This window comes from Novosphingobium sp. NBM11 (assembly GCF_015390225.1).
Lineage (GTDB): Bacteria > Pseudomonadota > Alphaproteobacteria > Sphingomonadales > Sphingomonadaceae > Novosphingobium.
Genome location: NZ_VUOG01000001.1, coordinates 1,380,013 through 1,394,214, shown reverse-complemented (window position 1 = coordinate 1,394,214; position 14,202 = coordinate 1,380,013). Strand labels below are relative to the sequence as shown.

At 68.6% G+C, this 14,202-nt stretch carries 13 protein-coding genes; 7 read left to right on the top strand and 6 right to left on the bottom strand.

Features of this window, described 5'->3' with window-relative positions:
* The first annotated feature begins 23 nt into the window (after positions 1-23).
* The 5 genes from F1640_RS06610 to F1640_RS06590 all read left to right on the top strand — a co-directional run bounded on the left by F1640_RS06610 (position 24) and on the right by F1640_RS06590 (position 5,833).
* Entirely contained in the window at positions 24-884 is an 861-nt protein-coding gene (locus tag F1640_RS06610) for an alpha/beta fold hydrolase (RefSeq protein ID WP_124811192.1), read from the top strand.
* Positions 881-2,032: a glycosyltransferase gene (locus F1640_RS06605; protein ID WP_124811191.1), complete on the top strand. Its 1,152-nt coding sequence runs from the start codon at positions 881-883 to the stop codon at positions 2,030-2,032. Before F1640_RS06610 ends, F1640_RS06605 begins: the two co-directional genes overlap by 4 nt.
* A 162-nt stretch (positions 2,033-2,194) precedes the next feature.
* Complete coding sequence (locus F1640_RS06600; RefSeq protein WP_125953817.1) at positions 2,195-2,980, top strand: tetratricopeptide repeat protein; 786 nt, start codon at positions 2,195-2,197, stop codon at positions 2,978-2,980.
* A gap of 25 nt (positions 2,981-3,005) precedes the next feature.
* Positions 3,006-4,376, top strand: a complete 1,371-nt coding sequence (locus F1640_RS06595) for a PQQ-binding-like beta-propeller repeat protein (RefSeq protein WP_375336183.1) — start codon at positions 3,006-3,008, stop codon at positions 4,374-4,376.
* A gap of 80 nt (positions 4,377-4,456) precedes the next feature.
* A complete protein-coding gene (locus tag F1640_RS06590) occupies positions 4,457-5,833 on the top strand; it encodes an isoprenylcysteine carboxylmethyltransferase family protein (RefSeq protein ID WP_194918359.1) in 1,377 nt (458 codons plus the stop codon).
* Positions 5,834-5,837: 4 nt separating this feature from the next.
* On the opposite strand, the gene F1640_RS06585 is transcribed toward F1640_RS06590, so the two are convergent.
* The 3 genes from F1640_RS06585 to F1640_RS06575 form a co-directional block, all read right to left on the bottom strand.
* Positions 5,838-6,137 carry a putative quinol monooxygenase gene (locus F1640_RS06585; protein ID WP_194918357.1) on the bottom strand — a complete coding sequence of 100 codons (300 nt, stop codon included), beginning with the start codon at positions 6,135-6,137 and terminating at the stop codon, positions 5,838-5,840.
* An 18-nt stretch (positions 6,138-6,155) separates the two neighbouring features.
* Positions 6,156-7,529: a glutamate--cysteine ligase gene (locus tag F1640_RS06580; RefSeq protein WP_194918355.1), complete on the bottom strand. Its 1,374-nt coding sequence runs from the start codon at positions 7,527-7,529 to the stop codon at positions 6,156-6,158.
* Between the two features lie 75 nt (positions 7,530-7,604).
* Positions 7,605-8,354, bottom strand: coding sequence for a 16S rRNA (uracil(1498)-N(3))-methyltransferase (locus tag F1640_RS06575; protein ID WP_194918354.1), 750 nt, complete (start codon positions 8,352-8,354; stop codon positions 7,605-7,607).
* A gap of 75 nt (positions 8,355-8,429) precedes the next feature.
* Here F1640_RS06575 and ubiA point away from each other — a divergent pair, with 75 nt between their 5' ends.
* A complete protein-coding gene (ubiA, locus tag F1640_RS06570; protein WP_194918353.1) occupies positions 8,430-9,347 on the top strand; it encodes a 4-hydroxybenzoate octaprenyltransferase in 918 nt (305 codons plus the stop codon).
* On the opposite strand, the gene F1640_RS06565 is transcribed toward ubiA, so the two are convergent.
* Positions 9,338-9,715 (bottom strand): VOC family protein, encoded by a 378-nt coding sequence (locus F1640_RS06565; protein ID WP_124811184.1) that lies wholly within the window; start codon positions 9,713-9,715, stop codon positions 9,338-9,340. The two genes, ubiA and F1640_RS06565, sit on opposite strands and share 10 nt — an antisense overlap.
* A gap of 94 nt (positions 9,716-9,809) precedes the next feature.
* Between F1640_RS06565 and soxR the strand changes: the two genes are divergently transcribed.
* Complete coding sequence (gene soxR, locus F1640_RS06560; protein WP_124811183.1) at positions 9,810-10,256, top strand: redox-sensitive transcriptional activator SoxR; 447 nt, start codon at positions 9,810-9,812, stop codon at positions 10,254-10,256.
* A gap of 106 nt (positions 10,257-10,362) precedes the next feature.
* Here soxR and F1640_RS06555 read toward each other — a convergent pair whose 3' ends face one another.
* Entirely contained in the window at positions 10,363-10,743 is a 381-nt protein-coding gene (locus F1640_RS06555) for a ribonuclease E inhibitor RraB (RefSeq protein WP_124811182.1), read from the bottom strand.
* Between the two features lie 20 nt (positions 10,744-10,763).
* Entirely contained in the window at positions 10,764-14,198 is a 3,435-nt protein-coding gene (gene smc / locus F1640_RS06550) for a chromosome segregation protein SMC (RefSeq protein WP_194918352.1), read from the bottom strand.
* Between the last annotated feature and the right edge of the window lie 4 nt (positions 14,199-14,202).

Genomic DNA, 14,202 nt, shown 5'->3' with positions numbered 1-14,202 from the left:
AACAAGGAACGGTTTTTCAGGCGATGGCGGATTTCGAGAATCGCAGCTGGTCCAGCCGCGACGGGCTGCGCCTGCATTTCCGGGATTTTCCGGGGCCGGACGACAAGCCGCCAGTGCTCTGCCTGCCGGGGCTGACCCGCAATGCGCGCGATTTCGAGGATGTGGCGGCGCGGCTTGCCGGGCAATGGCGGGTCATCTGTCCGGACATGCGCGGCCGGGGCGACAGCGATTACGCCAAGGACCCGATGACCTACAACCCGGCGCAGTATCTCGACGATGTCGAATTGCTGCTGGAACAGCACGGCATCGCCCGGTTCGTGGCGGTCGGCACGTCGCTGGGCGGCTTGCTGACGATGCTGCTGGCGGGCCGGGACAACAGCCGGATCGCCGGATTCGTGTTGAACGATATCGGTCCTGAAGTGGAAGAGGCCGGGCTGGAACGCATCCGCGAATACGTGGGGCAGGGCCGGAATTTCGAAACCTGGATGCACGCGGCGCGCGCGCTTCAGGAAAGCCAGGCCGATGTCTATCCCGATTACGGCGTGCCCGACTGGCTTCGCTATGCCAAGCGCGTGATGGCGCTGGGCAGCGGCGGACGGATCGCGTTCGACTATGACATGAAGATCGCCGAACCGTTCGACGCGCCGGCCGGCGCGACGCCGCAGGTGGATATGTGGTCGCTGTTCGATGCGCTGGCGGGGCGGCCCGGCCTGCTGCTGCGCGGCGCCCTGTCGGACATCCTTTCCGCCGGTACCGCGAACCGGATGGTCGCGCGCCATCCGGACATGGAGCTTGTGACGATCGAACGCGTCGGCCACGCACCTACGCTGGACGAACCGGAAGCGATCGCGGCGATCGACCGGCTGTTCGCCCAGGTCTCATGAGCGACGGCGGCAGACGGCGCCTGCACCTCTTGCACCTGCATTCGACGTTCGGTGCGGGCGGCAAGGAGCGCCGCAGCGTGGCGCTGATCAACCGCTTCGGCCCCGCCATCGACCACAGCATCGTTTCGGCCGAACCCGGCGCGATGGGCGCGATGGCGCATATCGCCAAGGGCATTTCCGCGCATTCCCCGTTCGGCTTCCCGCCGCTGGCCGGGCGGTTCGGCGTGCGCCGGTTGCAGACGCTGGCCCGCGCGATGCGGGGGTTCGACCTGATCCTGACCTACAATTGGGGCGCGATGGACGCGGTGATGGCCCACGCCCTGTTCGGCCCCACCATGGGTCTGGCGCCGCTGGTCCACCACGAAGACGGGTTCAATGCCGACGAGGCGGAGAAGCTGAAGCCCACGCGCAACTGGTATCGCCGCGTGGCGCTGGCCCGCGCGAGCGCGCTGGTGGTGCCGTCGCGCCAGCTGGAAGGCGTTGCGCTGCAGGCGTGGCACCAGCCCGCCGCCAAGGTGCACCGCATTCCCAACGGGATCGACACCGCCGCCTATGATCGCAAGCCCAAGCGCGATGCGCTGCCGCGCGTGGTCAAGCGGCCTGGCGAAAAGTGGGTCGGCACGCTGGCAGGCTTGCGCCCGGTGAAGAACCTGCGCCGGCTGGTACGCGCCTTTCGTGCCCTTCCGCCCGAATGGCAGCTGGTGATCGTGGGCGAAGGGCCGGACCGCGAGGCGATCGTGGCCGAGGCGATCGCGCTGGAGGTAGGGCATCGCGTCCACTTGCCAGGGCATGTGGCTGATCCGGCGCAGGCGATCGGCCTGTTCGATATTTTCGCGCTCTCGTCCGACAGCGAGCAGTTTCCGCTGTCCGTGGTGGAGGCGATGGCGGCGGGCTTGCCGATCGCCAGCCCCGCCGTGGGCGACGTGCGCGACATCGTTTCCGACGAGAACCGCGATTTCATCACGCCGGCGGGCGACGAGGCCGCGCTGGAAGCGACGCTGGCCGCCTTTGCCTGGGACGAAGCGCTGCGCCGCCGGATCGGGGCATCAAACCAGGTGCGGGCACGCGCGGAATTCGACGAGGCGGCGATGGTGGCGCGCTATGCCGCGCTCTATGGCGGGGTGCTCGGTGTCGCCCAGTTTCCCTGACGCGTATTCCCTCATGTAGGGCGGGCGATGGCCATGATTACCAAGTGTTTCCCGCTTCACCGGACGTTCACCCACGGAATTCCAGAATCATTCCCGTTGAAAAGGCGGGTCTATCCGCTAAACACCCGGCACTTCCGTTAACTGACCGCCGAAAGCGCAGCCTTGGCCCTTCGTCCTACCCGTCCGCAGTCCCGCTCCGATCAGCTTGCCGAACGCAAGGCCGCGCAAGGCGATGTGTTCCTGCGCGAAGTCGACGATGCGCTGCGCGAGGACCAGTTGTTTCATGCGCTGCGCCGCTATGGCAAGCCGGTGGGCGCGCTGGTGGTGGCGGGCCTGGTCGGCCTGGCCGGCTGGCTGTGGTACGATTATCACAAGGCCACGGTCGCGGGCGAACAGGGCGAACGGATGACGATCGCGCTCGATCAGCTCGAAGCTGGCCGCGTGCAGACCAGCAGCGACAGCATGGCGCCGCTGGTGAAGGATGGCGGACCGGGCTATCGCGCAGCCGCGCAGCTGACGCAGGCCGGCATCGCCGCGCAGCAGAACAAGACCGATGATGCCGCGAAGCTGCTCGCCGCCGTCGCCGCGGACCAGAGCGCGCCGCAGGCTTACCGCGATCTCGCCACGATCCGCGAAGTGGCGATCACCATGGACAAGCTGCCGCCGGAAAAGGTGGTGGAGCGGCTCAAGCCCTTGGCCGTGCCGGGCAACGCCTGGTTCGGCAGCGCGGGCGAACTGCTCGGCGTCGCCTACCTGAAGCAGGGCAAGAACGATCTGGCCGGGCCGCTGTTCGCGGCAATGGCCAAGGACAAGACCGTTCCGGCCTCGATCCGCGAACGCGCGCGCCAGTTGGCGGGCACGCTGGGCGTTGATACCATCGATGATCCGAAAGCTCTGATTGCGCAGGGCCAGGCACAGCAGGGGCCGGCCGACGCCGGCGCCCAGTAACACCAGTTTGACGGGGATGACGGGGATGATGCGCAATCCGGTGCAGGAACATGGCGGCATTGCCGCGCGCCGCCGGCTGGTTCGCCGCGCAGGCATGGCCGGGGTGATCGCGCTGGCGGTCGCGGTCGGCGGGTGTGCGGGCAAGCACAAGGTCAAGACCACGCCCACGGTGGGGCAGCGCGTGCCGATCCTTTCGCGGATCGAGGCTGGCACCAAGGTCGATACCGCGATTTCGGGCATGCAGGTGGTGCTGCCGCCGGCCGAAGTGAACACGGAATGGGCGCAGGGCGGTGGCACGGCCAGCAAGTCCTATGGCCACCTTGCGCTCGGTGCCACGCCGCAACGCCTGTGGAGCGCCAATATCGCTGGTTCCTCGGTCAAGCAGCGACTGGCCGCCTCGCCGGTGATCGGCGATGGCAAGCTGTTCGTGATGGACACCGAAGGCATGGTCCGCGCGATGGACGCCAACACCGGCAAGGAGCTGTGGCGGGCGGGCTTCAAGCTGCCCGAAAACGGCGGTTCGGTGTTCGGCGGTGGCGCTTCGTACAACGAGGGCCGCGTTTATGTGACGACGGGCCTGGGCGAAGTTGCCGCGCTCGATGCCAAGGACGGCGCGATCAAGTGGCGCGTCAGGCCGGCCGGGCCGCTGCGCGGGTCGCCGACGGTCAGCTTCGGCGCGGTCTATGTGATGACGCAGGACAACCAGATCGTCGCGCTCAATATCGAGGACGGCGCGCTGCTCTGGAACGAATCCGCCTCGGTCGCGCAGACCGGCGTGTTCGGCGTGGCCGCGCCGGCTGCCGGGCAGGGCACGATCGTTGCCGGCTACAGCTCGGGCGAACTGGTCGCCTACCGCTACGAGAACGGCCGCCAACTCTGGTCCGATGCGCTGGCGCGCACCAGCATCGCCACCAGCGTTTCGACGCTGACCGACATCGACGCCGATCCGATCATCGAGCGTGGCCGCGTCTACGCGCTGGGGCAGGGCGGGCGCATGGCCGCCTACGAACTCGTTACCGGCCAGCGCGTGTGGGAACTCAACCTCGCGGGCATTTCCACCCCGGCCATCGCCGGCGAATGGATCTTCACGCTGACCGACGAAGCCAAGCTGCTGTGCATCGCCAAGGGCACCGGCAAGGTGCGCTGGCTGACCCAGCTGCGCCGCTGGGGCAGCGAGAAGAAGAAGACCAACCCGATCTTCTGGACCGGCCCGGTGCTGGCGGGCGATCGCCTGTGGGTCGCCAATTCGCGCGGCGAAGTGTTCACCCTGTCGGTCACCGACGGAACGGCGAGCGAATGGGGCAAGGTTTCCGGCGCGGTATCGCTGCCGCCGGTGGTCGCCAACCAGACGCTCTATATCCTCGACAACAATGGCCGGATCACGGCGTTTCGCTGATCGGGCCGCCGACGAGGCATAAGGCTGGCGCCGGCCGGCCTTTACGCTTTGCTCATGCTTGAAAGCTAAACCTGCCGCGCATGAGCGCGCACGGTTCCGTGGCCGAAACACGGCCCCAAGCCCCTTTCGTTCCGGCCAGCCGGCCGGACAGCGATGTGTCCGTTGGCGTCGGCCTGTCGGGGCTTGCCGGTCTGGCGTTCTGGGTGCTGGTCTGCCGCAACTGGCCCGCCATCGCCGACATGTTCGGCCTGCCGGGGCCGCGCGAACCGATGGTGGGGCCTTCCGCCGCGCTTCTCGCGCTGCTTTTCTCGGGCACGCCGATGGTGCTCTATTCGCTGCTGGTCGACAAGGTCCACCGTCGCGCCTCCACCGGGATCGACTGGTCCAGACCCCGTCCCTTGCGCGAGGTGATGGACATTGCGATCACCAAGCTGGCCGGGCTGTGGGCGACGTGGACGCTGATCGGCTTCGTCTATTGCCTGGGGCGGTGGTACTGGCGCGGGCAGTACCTGTTCGCGATGGACGTGCTGGAGACCATCGCCCCGCTGCTGTTCCTCGGCTCCGTTCCCTATGTGCTGTGGCTCGATCGCGTGCTGGTGAACCCGCGCGACGGGGCGTGGCATTTCGGCGCGATGCTGATGGGGCGCGAGGCCTATGCGCGCGAGGAAGTCTATCACCACTTGCGCGCGTGGACGGTGAAGGGCTTCTTTTGCGCCTTCATGATCTCGATCCTGCCCGGCGGGTTCGCTGCCGTGGTGCAGGCGGACTGGTCGCTGGCGGCCCACGATCCGGTGCGGATCGCCGGCCTGACGATCGAGACGATGTTCATGGTCGACGTGCAGATCGCCATGGTCGGCTATCTGCTGACGATGAAGCCGCTGGATGCGCAGATCCGCACGGCGAACCCCTACCTCGGCGGCTGGCTCTCGGCGTTGATCTGCTACCCGCCGTTCATCCTGATGGGCGGTGGCGATGTGCTCGATTATCGCGCCAACGGGGCGGAGTGGGACTTCTGGCTGCAGGGTCACACCACGCTATTGTGGATATGGGGGGCGGCGCTGGTGCTGCTGACCGCGGCCTATGCCTGGGCGACCGTGGCGTTCGGCCTGCGCTTTTCCAACCTCACCTGGCGCGGCGTGCTTACCAATGGGCCTTACGCCATCACCCGCCATCCCGCCTATGTGTCCAAGAACGCCTACTGGTGGCTGGCCTCGCTGCCGTTCCTGACCGTGAACCATTCGATGACCGATGCGGTGCGCAACACGGTCACGCTGGGGCTGGTCAGCGCGGTCTACTACTGGCGCGCCAAGACCGAGGAGAAGCACTTGCTCGCCTCGGACCCCAAATACCGCGCCTATCACGCGTGGATGGATGAGCACGGCCTGCTGACCAGCGCGTTCAACCGCCTGCGCCGGCGCGTGATGCCGGCACGGGTAGAGTTTCAGCCGGCCGAATAGCTGCTTAGACGGCCACGCCTTCGTCGGTCTCGAAGATGCGGATGTCGCGGTCCGAAAGGCCGAGTTCGGCGCGTTCCTGCGCCCAGGCCGCCATATGCTCGGTCTTGAAATGGGCGTCGAGCGCTGCGCGATCACGCCACTTCTCGCTGACGCGGATCACTTCGGGGTCGGCCACGTCGCGCGAATAGGCATAGAGAATGCAGCCGTCCTCTTGCCGCGTGGCGGCGATCACCTTTGCCATCATCGGCAGCGCCTTGTCGAAGTTCGCCGCCGGCAGGCGGAAACTGCCCATGACCAGAATCATCGCGCTTGTTCTCCCGATTCAGAAGCTCTTGACGGCGTAGACCTTGGAAACGTCGCCGCTCCATTCGCCGTGGTAGAGATCGAGCAGCCGTTCGGCCGGAGTCTTGCCGGTGCTGACGATCTCGTCGAGCGGGAGCAGGTAGCCCGTTTCGTTGTCGCCGGCGGCGTTGAGGCGGTTGCGCGCCGAAAGCCCGGCGCGCGCGATGCGCAGCACTTCGCCGGCGATGTCACGTAGCGTCCCGCCGCCCGGAATGGGCGCGTCGAGGCCCAGCTTGGGCACGCTGGAGCGCAGGCGCTCGCGCCCGTCCATGTCCCAGTCCTTCACCAGATCCCAGGCCGCGTCGAGCGCGGTCTGGTCATAGAGCAGGCCCACCCACAGCGCGGGCAGCGCGCAGATGCGGCTCCACGGGCCGCCATCGGCGCCGCGCATTTCGAGGAAGCTCTTGAGCCGCACTTCGGGGAAGGCGGTGGAAAGATGGTCGATCCAGTCCGACTTCAGCGGCTTTTCGCCGGGCAGCGCGGGCAGCTTGCCATCCAGGAAATCGCGGAACGACTGGCCGGCGGCGTCGATATACTTGCCGTCGCGGAACACGAAATACATCGGCACGTCGAGCATGTAGTCGACATAGCGTTCGTAGCCGAAGCCATCCTCGAACACGAACGGCAGCATCCCCGTGCGCGCCGGATCGGTATCCGACCAGATGTGGCTGCGGTACGACAGGAACCCGTTGGGCTTGCCTTCGAGGAACGGCGAATTGGCGAACAGCGCGGTCGCCAGCGGTTGCAGGGCCAGGCTGACGCGGAACTTCTGCACCATGTCCGCCTCGCTCGCGTAGTCGAGGTTGGTCTGGATGGTGCAGGTGCGCAGCATCATGTCGAGGCCCATCGAGCCGACGCGCGGCATGTGCCGCAGCATGATCTCGTAGCGGCCCTTGGGCATGATCGGCAGGTCTTCGCGGCGCTTGTCGGGCCACAGGCCCAGGCCGAGATAGCCGATGCCAAGCTTGTCGCCGATCGCCTTCACCTGCGCCAAGTGGCGGCCGGTTTCGGCGCAGGTTTCGTGCAGGTTTTCCAGCGGCGCGCCTGAGAGCTCCAACTGCCCTGCCGGCTCCAGGCTGACCGTGCCATCGGCGCCGCCCATGGCGATCACGTTGCCGCCTTCGATGATGGGCTCCCAGCCGTATTCGGTCAGCGCCATCAGCAGGTCGCGGATGCCGCCCTGTTCCGCATAGGAAGGGGTGTGATAATCCCGCGTGCTATAGACGAACTTCTCGTGCTCGGTGCCGATCCGCCAGTTTTCGCGTGGTTTTTCACCGCGCTGCATGGGGGCCACGAGCTGCTCGCGGCTTTCGATGACGGGATCGTTGCTATTTGAAACTTGCCGCGTGCTCATGCGCGTTCCGTTAGTGCCTGCAAGGCCTTCTGGCCAGCGCGAAATCGGAAATACACTATCCCGAAAATGGAAGGCTCAGCCGTTCCAGTCGCCGGAAATTCCCATCCACAGCGCGGTAGCCGCGATGGCCGCGGTTTCCCCCCGCAGGATGCGCGGGCCAAGCGATATCGGCACGGCGGCGGGATGGGCGCGGACCAGTGCGCGCTCGGCATCGTCGAACCCGCCTTCGGGGCCGATGAGCAGCCCCGCCGGGCCGGGATGCGCGGCAAAGGCGGCGGCGGCGGGCGCGCCGCCGGTCTCGTCGGCGAAGAACAGGGCGCGCTCCGCCGGCCAGTCGCGTACCAGCGCCTCCAGCTTCGCCGGATCGGCCAGCACGGGCAACGCGGTGCGCGCGCATTGCTCCGCCGCCTCGGTCACGATGGCGCGGGCGCGTTCGGGGTTGAGCTTGTCCGCCACGCAGCGCCGCGTCAGCATGGGGCGGACCGTGCCGACCCCCAGTTCGGTCGCCTTTTCGAGCACGAGGTCGAAGTTCGGTTTCTTGAGCAGCGCGGGGCACAGCCAGAAATCGGGCACGGCTTCGCGCACCCGCAGGCACCGTTCGACCGTCAGCGTCACATCGCGCTTGCCCGCGACATTGACTGTGGCGAGCCATTCGCCGGTCATGTCATCGCACAGGATCACCGCATCGCCCTGCGTCACGCGCATGACCTTGGCGAGATAGTGCGCCTGCGGCCCGTCCAGCGGCAGGGTTATGCCTTCGCGCAGGGGCGTTTCGACGAACAGGCGCGGCGCGCTGCGTGGGGGCCAGGCGGGGGTGGCGGGCATGGCGGCTTCTTATCGCCGCAAGCGCTCTTCGTCATCCCCGCTTTCCCGGGGAAGACGAGGTGCTATAGCGTCGCCATGACCTCCGCACAGATCGTTCCCGATAGCGAACTTCGCGGCCTCGTTGCGCATCTGCCGCCGGGCTTGCGCGATTTCGCGCTGCTGGCGCGGTTCGACCGGCCGATTGGCTGGTGGCTGCTGTTCTGGCCCTGCGCCTGGGGCGTGCTGCTGGCGGGGGGAGCCGAGCGCTGGCCGATCGTGCTGTGGCTGCTGCTTGGCTCGATCGCGATGCGCGGGGCGGGGTGCGTCTATAACGACATCGTCGATGCCGATCTCGACCGGCAGGTGGCGCGCACGGCGGCGCGGCCGGTGGCGAGCGGGCGCGTTTCGGCGAAAGCGGCGTGGGTGTGGCTGCTGGTGCTGTGCCTGATCGGGCTGGTGGTCCTGCTGCAACTGCGCTGGCAGGCGCAGGTGGTGGCGCTGGGCAGCCTGGCGCTGGTGGCGGCCTATCCGTTCATGAAGCGCATCACCGGCTGGCCGCAGGCGTGGCTGGGGCTGGTCTTCACCTGGGGCGCGCCGGTCGGCTGGGTGGAAGTGGCAGGGTTCGACCGGCTGGCCGGGCTGGGCCTGCTTTATGCCGGATGCTGGGCATGGTGCATGGGCTACGACACGATCTATGCCTGCCAGGATCGCGAGGACGATGCGCTGGTGGGCGTGGGATCGAGCGCGCTGTCGCTGGGCCGGCACGTAAAGGCGGGCGTGGGCGCGCTCTATGCCATGGCGGTGGCCTGCTGGGGCGGCGCGATGTGGCTGGTGCGGCCCGATCCCGTGGCCCTGCTGGCCCTGCTGCCGGTGGCGGCGCATCTCGCCTGGCAGGCCGGGACGCTGCGGCCGGATGACGGCGACAGCGCCCTGGCGCGGTTTCGCTCGAACCGCTTTGCCGGCCTGCTCATGGCGGCGGCTTGCCTGGTGGTGGGTGCGGCTGGTCAGGTGTAGCTGACCACTTCGAATTCGATGCCGTCCCAATCGAAGAAGTAGAATCGCCGGCCGGGTTCGTAATCCGCGTGGTTGAACGGCACGAGTCCGGCCTCGATGACGGTGCGCTCCGCCGCGTCCAGATCGTCCACCAGCAGGCCCACATGGTTGAGCGGCAGGCCCTTGGCGAAGCGCATCGGCCGCTTCTCGTCGGGCGTCCACAGCGCGAGATAGTCGGCATCGGCACTGCCGACGTGGATGGTCCAGCCGCCCAGTTGCGAAGGGCCGCGCCAGCGTTCCTCCCACCCGCACAGCCGAGACAGGAACGATGCCATGCGTTCGGGATCGCTGACGGTGATGTTGACGTGTTCAAGGCGGGCGGGCTGCATCGTTCTGTGTCCTTTCGGGGATGGTTGCGAATCGATGCTCGTGACGATGCAATCTAAAGCTGACTTGAGGTCAAGTTATGATTACGATGGCTTCATGAACCGTAACGACCTGATCCCGATCGGCGCGCTGGCGCGGCGTACCGGCCTCGCCGTGTCCGCCATCCGCTATTACGAGCAGCGCGGGCTGATCGAATCGGTGCGCAGCAGCGGCAACCAGCGGCGCTTCCTGCGGTCGGACATCCGGCGGCTCAGCTTCATCCTGATCGCGCAGAAGCTGGGGCTCGGACTGGCCGAGATCGAGCGCGAACTGGCCGCGCTGCCGCAGGGGCGCACGCCCAATGCGCGCGACTGGGCGCGGATCAGCCGTTCGCTGCGGGGCGAGATCGACCGCCGCATCGCCACGCTGGAGCGCACGCGCGAGAAGCTGGACGCCTGCATCGGCTGCGGCTGCCTCAGCCTGGCGCGCTGTCGCCTCTACAACCCGGATGACCGTGCCGGGGAGGAAGGAAGCGGGCCGCGCTATGTGCTGGATGACGGCTGATGGTTGGCCCTGGGGCGGGGGGACAAATCCCGCTATATAGAAACGACCGCTATTCGGGATCGCCGACGAGGGGCTGAACGGCAGGAGAGGCGGGGGGAGCGGACATTTAGTTCGACCAAAAACCCCAGCCATCCGCACGCCCGTTGTGCCGACTTGCTAACTTCCCCAGCAAATCTTCCGTTTCGGAAATCTGAACGCAGCTAGGCGTCATCGCCTTCGACACCGTTACGTCGAAATCGTCCATGTCAGCGACGGTCGTTTTCACTGCAGCAAAACCCGCTTTCGAGCAGGCTTGAATGAAATTGTGTGCGTCGCGTTCAGTTGGAAAAATATGCGAGAAGTCAACAGTTCGCTCGACGTCCAAATCAACGCCTCGATCCCTCATTCCGCGAAGCACTTCCGCATTTTCATCAAAGAGTGTCACAACGTGAGATTGCCAGCGTATCTCAACGTCCGCAACCGCGTCGATAACTGCCGCTCCGACCATGCCCGAATTTGTCCACGCCGCTACGCCGTCGCCAGGAGTTCCTCGGCGGCGCCAAGGTCCACGCTGACCAGCCGCGAGACGCCTTTTTCCACCATGGTCACGCCGAACAGGCGGTGCATCCGGCTCATCGTCACCGCGTTGTGGGTGACGATGAGGTAGCGCGTGTCGGTTTCACCGACCATCGCGTCGAGCATGTCGCAGAAGCGTTCGACGTTGGCGTCGTCGAGCGGGGCGTCCACTTCGTCCAGCACACAGATCGGCGCGGGGTTGGTGAGGAACAGCGCGAAGATCAGCGCCACGGCGGTCAGCGCCTGCTCGCCGCCCGACAGCAGCGTCAGCGATTGCAGGCGCTTGCCCGGCGGCTGGGCGAAGATTTCGAGGCCGGCTTCCAGCGGATCGTCGCTGTCCACCAGCGCCAGATGCGCCTCGCCGCCGCCGAACAGGCGCGCGAACAGGCGGCGGAAATGGGCGTCCACCGCCTCGAACGCGGCGCGCAGGCGTTCGCGCCCTTCGCGGTTGAGGTTGCCGATCGATCCGCGCAGGCGATGCACGGCCTCGGTCAGTTCGGCCTGTTCGGTGATGCTGGCGCCGTGGCGTTCCTCGGCATCGGCCAGTTCGTCGGCGGCGAGCAGGTTGACGGGGCCGATGCGTTCGCGTTCGGCGATCAGCAGATCGTGCCGCGCGGTTTCCTCGGCGGCGTTGCCGATATCGTCGGAGGCGAAGTCGAACCGTTCGGGCAGCAGCGGCGGCGGGCACTGGAACCGTTCGCCGGAAAGGCTGGCCATTTCCTGACGGCGCGCGTCGTCGCTTTCCGCGCGGGCCGTCGCGCCGGCGCGCCGTTCGCGCGCGGCGGCGAGCGTTTCGTTGGCCGCGCCCAGCGCCGTGTCGGCGGCCTTGGCGCCGGCATCGGCACCGGCGAGCGCGGCTTCGGCCTGCGCCAGTTCCCTGCCCAGCCGCGTGCGGATCGATTCGGCGTCCTCGATCTCGCGCAGCAGCGCGGCGGGGCGCGCGGCGCTGATCGCGCGTTCCTGCGCCAGTTCGTCACGCCGGCCGGCCATGTCCGCGAGCCGTTTTGCCGCGTCGCTGGCGCGCGCCTGCCAGTTGCGGATGTCCGAGCGGTGGACGCCCAGCCGCTCGCGCCCCACGGCAAGGCCCTGTTCCAGCGCGGCGATGGAGGCCGAAGCCGTCTGCAGCGCCTGCCGGGCGGCATCGTTGCGCGTGCGTGCCGCCTCGACCGCCGCGCGCCCGGCGGCGGGATCGGGCAAGTGCGCGCGCTTCGCTTCGGCGCTGGCGCGTTCGGTTGCCGCCGCGGTCTGGCGGTCGGCGAGTTCGGCCAGCGCGTGATCGAGTTCGGCGCGGCGGGCTTCGGCGCGGGCGCGGGCGGCTTCGGCCTGGTCCAGCGCACGCAGCGCCGCGCGCTCGGCGTCGGCGGCGGCGGTCATCGTGCGCTCGGCCGCGCCCAGCCGGGCTTGCGCGTCCGCCAGCGCCATGCGCGCCGCTTCGGCGGCCGCTTCCGCTTCGCTCACCCCGCCGCGCAACGCGGGCAAGCGCGCGGCCAGTTCGACCAGCCGGTTCTCCGCTTCCAGCGTGGCCGCTTCGGCCGCGCCTTCGCCGCGCGCGACGAAGCCGTCCCAGCGCCGCAGGTAGCCGGCGCGCGTCACCAGCCATTCGCCGGGGGCAAGCGTCTGCCCCTCGTCGCGATCGACCACGCGCACCAACCCGAAACGCGCCGCCAGTTCGGGAGGACACTGCGGCACGTGGTGCAGCAGCGAATAGGGGAGCGCGGCGTCGGCTTTGGCGCCGGTCCAGAAGCGCCCGTCGGTATCCGCCGGCGCCGGCCCCACCGGCGCGCCGGCATCGCGACCGAGCACGGCGGCTACCGCGCGTTCGAAGCCCGGCGCCACGCGTAGCGCGGCCAGCGCGGTGATGCCGTGCCCCCCGGCGGCCTGGCGCGCGCGCGCCGCCTTGTCGCGGGCGAGGGCGTCGTGCTCGCGCTCGACCCCGGCGAGTTCGGCGCGCGCGGCGGCAAGCGCGCTGCCGGTGTGATCGCGTTCGGCGGTCAGGGTTTCGCGCAGGGTCAGCAGGTCGGTCCGCTCCGTCTGCGCCGTGGCGAGCGCGGCGGCAGCCTCGGCGCGCCGCGCCTCCGCCGCGGCGATCTGCGCGCCGGGATCGCCTTCGCGCGCCAGCTGATCGACCTGCTGCCGCAGCCGCGCCGCGTCGGCGTCGTGCCGTTCGCACAGCTGGCGGGCCGCCGCGACGGCCGCCTCGGCCACGCGCCAGTCGGCATCGATCCCGGCCTGTTCGGCCACGCGCTGCGCCAGCGCGAGTTCGGCCGAACGCGCGGCGCGATCGGCGTCGTCCAGCGCGGCGGCCAGGCGCGGGCGCCGCTCCTCGTCGGCCGCCAGCGCGGCTTCGGCGGCGGCGATGTCGTCATCGAGCCGGGCCAGCGCCGCGGCCGCGTCCTCGGTCATGCGATCGGCGTGGGTGCGATCATCGTCCAGCCGCTGCAATTGCCGGTCAAGGTCGGCCAGCCGTTGTTCGGCCGCCTCCAGCTGGGTGGTCAGTGCGGCCATGCGCTGGCCGTGTGCCGAAGCATCCTGCCGGCGATCGAACAGTTCGTCGCGCGCTTCGGCCAGCGCGGTGGCGGCGGCATGTTGCGCCAGCTGGGCCGCGCGCGCGGCGGCCTGCGCGCTGACGACGGCCTCCTCGCTGGCCTTCGCTTCCCGCCGCGCCGCGTCGGCCGCGTCCGCCGCGTCGCGCCAGCGGGCAAAGACCATGCGCGCCTCGGCCACGCGGATGCGTTCGCTTACCGCCTTGTAGCGTTCGGCGGCGCGCGCCTGCCGACGCAGCGTGGCGATCTGGCCTTCCAGCCCCGCCAGCAGGTCCACCAGCCGTTCGAGATTGGTTTCGGTGGCGCGCAGCTTCTGTTCCGCATCGCGCCGGCGGACGTGCAGGCCGGCGATCCCCGCCGCTTCCTCCAGCATCATGCGCCGTTCGGCGGGGCGCGCGGCGATCACCGCCGCGATGCGGCCCTGGCTGACCAGCGCCGGGCTGTGCGCGCCGGTGGCGGCATCGGCGAAGACCAGCGCCACGTCCTTGGCGCGCACGTCCTTGCCGTTGACGCGATAGGCGCTGCCCGCGCCGCGTTCGATGCGACGCACCACTTCCAGTTCGCCGCCGAACGGCCCGGAAGGATCGGTCGTCGCCGTCAGCATCACTTCGGCAAAGGCGCGCGCGGGGCGCTGGGTGGTGCCCGCGAAGATCACGTCTTCCATGCCGCCGCCGCGCATCGACCGGGCCGAGCTTTCGCCCATGACCCAGCGGATCGCTTCCAGCAGGTTCGATTTTCCGCAACCGTTGGGGCCGACAATGCCCGTCAACCCCGGTTCGATCCGGAGTTCGGCGGGTTCCACAAAGCTCTTGAAGCCGGTCAGCTTCAAGCGCCTGAATTCCATTAGC

What these genes read in the sequence shown, in the direction of transcription:
- soxR (WP_124811183.1), top strand. Translation starts at nt 9,810, where the DNA reads ATGAACCGTAACGACCTGATCCCGATCGGCGCGCTGGCGCGGCGTACC.
- F1640_RS06585 (WP_194918357.1), bottom strand. Translation starts at nt 6,137, where the DNA reads ATGATTCTGGTCATGGGCAGTTTCCGCCTGCCGGCGGCGAACTTCGAC.
- F1640_RS06555 (WP_124811182.1), bottom strand. Translation starts at nt 10,743, where the DNA reads ATGGTCGGAGCGGCAGTTATCGACGCGGTTGCGGACGTTGAGATACGC.
- F1640_RS06590 (WP_194918359.1), top strand. Translation starts at nt 4,457, where the DNA reads ATGAGCGCGCACGGTTCCGTGGCCGAAACACGGCCCCAAGCCCCTTTC.
- F1640_RS06575 (WP_194918354.1), bottom strand. Translation starts at nt 8,354, where the DNA reads ATGCCCGCCACCCCCGCCTGGCCCCCACGCAGCGCGCCGCGCCTGTTC.
- smc (WP_194918352.1), bottom strand. Translation starts at nt 14,198, where the DNA reads ATGGAATTCAGGCGCTTGAAGCTGACCGGCTTCAAGAGCTTTGTGGAA.
- F1640_RS06605 (WP_124811191.1), top strand. Translation starts at nt 881, where the DNA reads ATGAGCGACGGCGGCAGACGGCGCCTGCACCTCTTGCACCTGCATTCG.
- ubiA (WP_194918353.1), top strand. Translation starts at nt 8,430, where the DNA reads ATGACCTCCGCACAGATCGTTCCCGATAGCGAACTTCGCGGCCTCGTT.
- F1640_RS06595 (WP_375336183.1), top strand. Translation starts at nt 3,006, where the DNA reads ATGATGCGCAATCCGGTGCAGGAACATGGCGGCATTGCCGCGCGCCGC.
- F1640_RS06610 (WP_124811192.1), top strand. Translation starts at nt 24, where the DNA reads ATGGCGGATTTCGAGAATCGCAGCTGGTCCAGCCGCGACGGGCTGCGC.
- F1640_RS06580 (WP_194918355.1), bottom strand. Translation starts at nt 7,529, where the DNA reads ATGAGCACGCGGCAAGTTTCAAATAGCAACGATCCCGTCATCGAAAGC.
- F1640_RS06565 (WP_124811184.1), bottom strand. Translation starts at nt 9,715, where the DNA reads ATGCAGCCCGCCCGCCTTGAACACGTCAACATCACCGTCAGCGATCCC.